The sequence below is a fragment of the Bradyrhizobium erythrophlei genome, assembly GCF_042430365.1.
Lineage (GTDB): Bacteria > Pseudomonadota > Alphaproteobacteria > Rhizobiales > Xanthobacteraceae > Bradyrhizobium > Bradyrhizobium erythrophlei.
This window is the reverse complement of record NZ_JBHMET010000179.1, coordinates 1-1,102: the sequence shown is the minus strand read 5'-3', so window position 1 is coordinate 1,102 and position 1,102 is coordinate 1. Positions and strand designations below refer to the sequence as shown.

Here is a 1,102-nt window from a genome sequence, read left to right as displayed (position 1 = left end):
CGCCCGCACAGTCTGGTTTGCGCTTCCACGCAATCTCGCGCGCGCGTCTCGGTGCGGCCTCCACCTTTGGCTGCTTGTCTCGGCTCACGCGCGGCGGATATCGATAGCTCCAGGCCGCCTCCACAAGAATACGTCGCGCCCGTCCGTTACCGGCTTTGGTGATGCCGCCTCGCTTGACCTTGTCGCCAGTCGAGTTTTCTGTGGGCACCAGACCCAGATAGCCCATCAGCTCGCGCGGATTTTGAAAGCGGGAGAGATCACCAATCTCGGCCAGCACCCCCACAGCCGCAATGAGATCAATCCCCCGCATCGCCTGCAGGGCCGCGACAACCTCGGCGAGCGACCACTCGGCCACCGCATCGCGGATGGCGCTTTCCAAACGCTCAAGGCGCTCGCTTTCCTGGCGTATCCCCTCAAATAGCTCTTCCAATGCGATGCGCTGCTCGCGATGCTCGAGCTTCTGCGATAACAGCCATCTCATATGGGCTGGTCCCCACGTCGTCTTGCCCGGATAGATGCGTCCCAGCCGCAGCATAAATGACGAGATCTGTTGACGCTTGCCCTGGAGGTCCTTCTTCACTGCCTGACGGGCGCGCGAGAGATCGCGCATGGCTTCATGCCGCTCGTCCGGCACCCACACCGCGGTGAGCTCGCCCGCGCGTAACAGCTTGGCGAGGCTCACTGCATCGCGTCGGTTCGTCTTCACGCGATCACCGGCCTTCTTTGGAACCAGCGAGGGGGCTACCACCACGCACTCATGGCTGAGGCTCTTGAGCAGTCTATAGAGACCATATCCTGTCGGCCCTGCTTCATAGCAAAACGTCAGATGACGGTATTTCGCTGCAAGCTTTGCCACGAGCTTTTGGATCGCCGCCTCCGTGGCAGGAAACTCCCCGAGATACCGGACCTCGCCGCCACGGCCGCTATCGGCAATCGCTACTGCATTACGCAATTTTGACGTATCGATTCCGACAAAGGCCTCGGTATGATGCCCCACGACTCGCCCTCCTTGTTTGAGGCTCTGCCCGGTCCATCCGGGTAACCCTCGTTGCAACATCGAGGGTGAGTCGCCTCATTTTGTGGAGGGGACATACAGTCTAGC

The 1,102-nt window shown here is 60.9% G+C and carries 1 protein-coding gene; it reads right to left on the bottom strand.

Annotated elements, in window-relative coordinates; genetic code table 11:
* A partial coding sequence (locus tag ACFFWD_RS25740) for an IS110 family RNA-guided transposase (protein WP_376969856.1) occupies positions 1–997 on the bottom strand: 997 nt, incomplete at its 3' end.
* Between the last annotated feature and the right edge of the window lie 105 nt (positions 998–1,102).